This window comes from Psychroflexus salinarum (assembly GCF_042677225.1).
GTDB lineage: Bacteria > Bacteroidota > Bacteroidia > Flavobacteriales > Flavobacteriaceae > Psychroflexus > Psychroflexus salinarum.
The window spans coordinates 1-5,110 of sequence record NZ_JBHTIV010000011.1 but is presented as its reverse complement, the minus strand read 5'-3'; the positions used below and the strand labels follow the sequence as shown (position 1 = coordinate 5,110).

The following is a 5,110-nucleotide window of genomic DNA, read 5'->3' as shown; positions in this document are numbered from 1 at the left end:
ACAAAATAATACATATTGTTTTTGCACTTATAAAAAATCAAACTTTGTATCAAAATCGTTTGGTTACGTCATAGAAATCGAAGTGACATTCCTCTCGATACACACAGGCTTAGGGCGCGTACTCGAAGTGACATTAAAGTTTAAAATTAAAATCTATAAAATAAACGGCCTACTTTTATGGATGTTGGTTAATTATGAGTCGTAATTTGGTGGCTGAGCCCGCCTAAGGCGGATGTATCGAAGCTACCATCAGTTATCGGTGACTAGTGATTTGTTGGCTGAGGTAATGTCAGGTCGAGTGGATTTTGCTTTTGATAAAAGTAAAATTTGTATCGAGACCTCACTAAAGCTCTTCGTATTAAACCACTTCTCGATACATCCGCTAAAAAAAAAGCGGACACTCGAAGTGACATTAAAGTTTAAAATTAAAATCTATTAAAAAAAACGGCCTACTTTTATGGATGTTGGTTAATTATGAGTCGTAATTTGGTGGCTGAGCCCGCCTAAGGCGGATGTATCGAAGCTACCATCAGTTATCTGTTTTCGGTTTTTCGGTGTTTAGTGATTAGTGAATCGTGAGTTGGTGTACTGGCGGGATTAGGGATTAAAAACTTTGAAAGAAGTCAAGGTGGCAACGCTGTCAGGTCGAGTGGATTTTGCTTTTGATAAAAAGTAAAATTTGTATCGAGACTTCATTAAAGCTCTTCGTATTAAACCACCTCTCGATACATCCGCTAAAAAAAAAGCGGACACTCGAGGTGACATTGCGAGACCTGGAAAAAGTTCTTCGTAAAAAACTTCTCGATACACGCGCAGAAAAAAGCGCGTATTCGAGGTGACATCAGAGTTTTAAATTAAAATCTATAAAATAAACGGCCTACTTTTTATGGATGTTGATTAATTATGAGTCGTGAGTTGGTGGCTGAGTGTCCGCCTCTGGCGGATGTATCGAAGCTACCATCAGTTATCTGTTTTCGGTTTTTCGGTGATTAGTGAATAGTGAGTAGTGATTTGTTAACTTAGGAAATGTCAGGTCGAGTGGATTTTGCTTTTGAGAAAAAGTAAAATTTGTATCGAGACCTCATTAAAGCTCTTCGTTTTAAACCACTTCTCGATACACGCGCTGAAAAAAAAGGGCGTACTCGAAGTGACATTAAAGTTTAAAATTAAAATCTATTAAAAAAACCTACTTTTTATGGATGTTGGTTAATTATGAGTCGTGAGTTGGTGGCTGAGTATCTGCCTAAGGCGGATGTATCGAAGCTACCATCAGTTATCGGTGACTAGTGATTTGTTAACTGAGGAAATGTCAGGTCGAGTGGATTTTGCTTTTGAGAAAAAGTAAAATTTGTATCGAGACCTCATTAAAGCTCTTCGTATTAAACCACCTCTCGATACATCCGCTAAAAAAAAGCGGACACTCGAGGAGACATTGCGAGGCCTCATTTAAGGTTTCAGCATCTTGATTATTTTTAACCTTAGGCTTTTGCTCTGCTCCCCCGAAATCATCTTTCTATAGTCCTCTGTGAGGTCTTTGTGCTTTAATTTCCAGTCAGGGGCGCTAGCCCTACTATCTTTATAAAAAACATGTGAAAGAGCAAAGAAGGGGTGTAACCCTGACATTTCCATGTGAGCTGGAGTCAACTTACTTATAAATTCATGGGCTATAGCCTCCAAACTATCTCATTGATATGCATTAAACGAAAATTAAAAAACTAATACTGAATAAAGAATATCGAATATCTAATAAAAAATTTGGATACGGGATAAAGCTGTAATGCTAAGAGGTTTGATATGGATACTATTTTAATTTGAATAGGGTGGAGGTCTCTCGATACACCCCGACGAAATATGTCGGTACACTCGACCTGACAGAGGATTCAAGACTTATTTCTATTTCCTAACACCTAACACAAAATACTGAATATCGAATAAAGAATTTTAAATTCGACAACCGACAACCGACAACCGACAACCGACAACCAAGTACTACCTAGTCAACGGCTTTCGCCCCGTCAGCTATAAACCTGTAGTTCAGTTCCGGCTCTGTGATTTTAGCGATGTCAGCTTCACTTTTGCCAGCATCTTCGGCATAATGCCTTAGGGTTTCGACATCGGTTTGTTCGATGAAGGCTACACCACTGACCAGCATTTGATGTCCCTGACTGTCTTTAGGCACGAAGAAGCCGTAATCTTTAAAAGTCACATGTGCATTTTGGTCTTCCGGTAGCTCAAGCTTCATCCAGCAGCCTTTTTTAGCGCAAACGCTCTGAACTTCAGATTGAAATTGAACTTGGAGCGTATCTCCGAGCTTGAGGTCTTTGTAAACCGCCAGCATTTCAGAGTCTGATTTAATTTCAGCGGATTCAAATTCTTCACCAAATTGGCTGTCAGTTTCAATACTTAAGTCTTTTTCCTCCAAAGGATTTTCTGAAGTGGTTTCAGTTTCTGGTTTTTCTTGCTTTGAATCATTTGTCCCGCAAGCGATAAACATTAATAAGATTGGTAATAAAAGAAGCTTTTTCATGATAATAATTAAAAATTTATAATAAGAATAACATCAAAGTTAGGAATCTTCCTGATTTAACCTTATTAAATTTTAGTACATTTACAAAAATTTATTACCGATGAATAGCACCGATATAAAACTTGATATTACTAAAGTTGAAAACTCTAGAATAGACCAGGTAGATTTTGATAATCTAAAATTTGGAAAAATAAATGCAGACCATATGATGTACTGCGACTACATCGATGGCGAATGGCAAACCCCTAAGATTGTGCCTTACGGCCCAATGGAAATAGAGCCTTCTGCTAAAGTCTTTCACTATGGTCAGGCGGTCTTTGAAGGGATGAAAGCTTTTAAAGACGAAGACGATCAGGTTTGGTTATTTAGACCAGAGCAAAATTTTGAGCGTATCAACAAGTCATCCAAGCGTCTTGCTATTCCAGAATTTCCAAAAGATTATTTTTTTAATTCATTAAAGACTTTACTAGAGCTGGATAAAGACTGGGTTAAAAAGGGAGGCGGAAATTCTCTTTACATCAGACCCTTTGTGATTGCTACCGAAAACGGAGTTTCAGCATCAGAGTCAGATCAGTACAGATTTATGATAATCACTTGCCCGGCGCAAGCTTACTATAACAAACCTATTAAAGTGATTTTTGCACAGGAATTCAGTAGAGCTGCCGATGGTGGTGTAGGCTATGCAAAAGCTGCAGGTAACTACGGCGCACAGTTTTACCCAACCAAATTGGCTAAAGCTAAAGGGCTTGACCAGATTATCTGGACAGATGCGAGTTCACATGAATATCTTGAGGAAGCAGGAACGATGAATATTTTCTTCAGAGTTGGAGATAAACTTTTGACAGCACCAACAAACGACCGAATTCTGGACGGGATCACTCGTAAGAGTATAATCCAGTTAGCTAAAGATAACAATGTTGAGGTTGTGGTCGAAAAAGTATCGGTTAAAGAAATCGTGAAAGCTGCCAAAAACGGTGAGCTTAAAGAAATCTTTGGAGCAGGAACCGCTGCAACCGTAGTGAGAGTTGAAGGATTTGAATATGATGGAGAATATTACGACTTGCCTACTATCGACGAGCCTTACGGTACCTTTTTCAAAAAGTCCTTACAGGATATTCAGTACAACAGAGTCGAAGATCCACACGGCTGGAAGATGAAAGCGTTTTAATTAGTGACTAGTCCTTACTCTAATCAACTAATACCTAATACCTATCAAAGCCCAATGAATTTATTTCATTGGGCTTTTTGTTGTCAGTTCGAGCCTGCCTGCGTTCACTTGAAAGGCAGGCTCAAAGTAAAACTAATAGTATCATGCTGAATTTATTTCAGCATCTCCAGCATCTTGGGTCTAGACCCTGAAATAAATTGTGGGTGACAACGCTGTCAGGTCGAGTGTCCGCCTAAGGCGGATGTATCGAGACCTTGTTAAAGCTCTTCGTATAAAATCACCTCTCGATACATCCGCTAAAAAAAAAGCGGACACTCGAGGAGACATTGCGAGATCTTATTAAAGCTCTTCGTATTAACCCACTTCTCGATACACGCGCAAAAAAAAGCGCGCAATCGAAGTGACATTCCTCTCAATACATGCGGTTAAGGCGCGCACCTTTCTGCGTTTCTTGAAAGATAGGCTCGAAGTAAAACTAATAGTGTCATGCTGAATTTATTTCAGCATCTCCAACATCCTGAGTCTAGACCCTGAAACGAATTCAGGGTGACAACGCTGTATGGTCGGGTAAGCCATATTCCTAGCTAGGACAGATATCTCAGAATTGCTGTATATTGCTTGTTGATGGCCTACATAATTTCCAATTCTTAGGCTTGTCAAAACCCAAAATCAAAAGCTTGTAAGCAGAACAGAAAATCTTTAATCCTCAAAGCTATTTCAAGTATGGCTTAAGTATAGCTTAAGTATTGAGAGTGTATTAAAACTGAAAGAAAGTCAAGATAGCTCAAGTTAGAATCTGAAAACTGAATTTTGGCCATTCCGATAGTTCTGCTGAGACAAATTGATGAATAGTCTAACTAGCAACAAAAGACTCAATAGACGACAGGAACTCAAGTGGCTGAGCCTGCCTGATTTGCTGCTTGAGCTACGCAGATGAAGCGACGATAGGAAAATCGAATTAAAGTGAAGGCAGTTGTCAGCTGTCAGTTCGAGCCCTCCTGAGGCGGGCAGATGTTAGTTTTGAGTTGAAATACCAAAGGTGTAGTTTAGTAAGCTTTAATTCATGATTCAGATTCCAGGGCGCTGCCCCTTCATTTCATCTCGATGTATTTTTGTTATTAAGATATGTGGTCGCTGCCCCCAAAATCATCTTTCTATAGTCCTCTGTGAGGTCTTTGTGCTTTAATTTTCAGTCAGGGGCGCTAGCCCTGCTATCTTCATAAAAAAGCACGTGAAAGAAAAAAAGAAGGGGTGTAACCCTGACATCTTAATTTTAAACCCTGAAGCGAATTTAGGGTAACAACGCTGTCAGGTCGAGTGGATTTTGCTTTTGAGAAAAAGTAAAATTTGTATCGAGACCTTGTTAAAGCTCCATCGTATAAAATCACCTCTCGATACATCCGCTAAAAAAAAAA

The 5,110-nt window shown here is 39.1% G+C and carries 2 protein-coding genes; one reads left to right on the top strand and one right to left on the bottom strand.

The window, feature by feature from the left end:
- Window positions 1-1,993 precede the first annotated feature (1,993 nt).
- Window positions 1,994-2,527 (bottom strand): DUF4920 domain-containing protein, encoded by a 534-nt coding sequence (locus tag ACFQ0R_RS10690; RefSeq protein ID WP_379658369.1) that lies wholly within the window; start codon window positions 2,525-2,527, stop codon window positions 1,994-1,996.
- A gap of 100 nt (window positions 2,528-2,627) precedes the next feature.
- On the opposite strand from ACFQ0R_RS10690, the gene ACFQ0R_RS10685 reads away from it, so the two are divergent.
- On the top strand, window positions 2,628-3,695 hold the full coding sequence (locus ACFQ0R_RS10685; protein ID WP_379658368.1) for a branched-chain amino acid aminotransferase: 1,068 nt from the start codon (window positions 2,628-2,630) through the stop codon (window positions 3,693-3,695).
- Window positions 3,696-5,110 lie beyond the last annotated feature (1,415 nt).

Excerpts from the sequence above, each read along its gene's own strand:
- ACFQ0R_RS10690 (WP_379658369.1), bottom strand. The coding sequence starts at position 2,527 with ATGAAAAAGCTTCTTTTATTACCAATCTTATTAATGTTTATCGCTTGC.
- ACFQ0R_RS10685 (WP_379658368.1), top strand. The coding sequence starts at position 2,628 with ATGAATAGCACCGATATAAAACTTGATATTACTAAAGTTGAAAACTCT.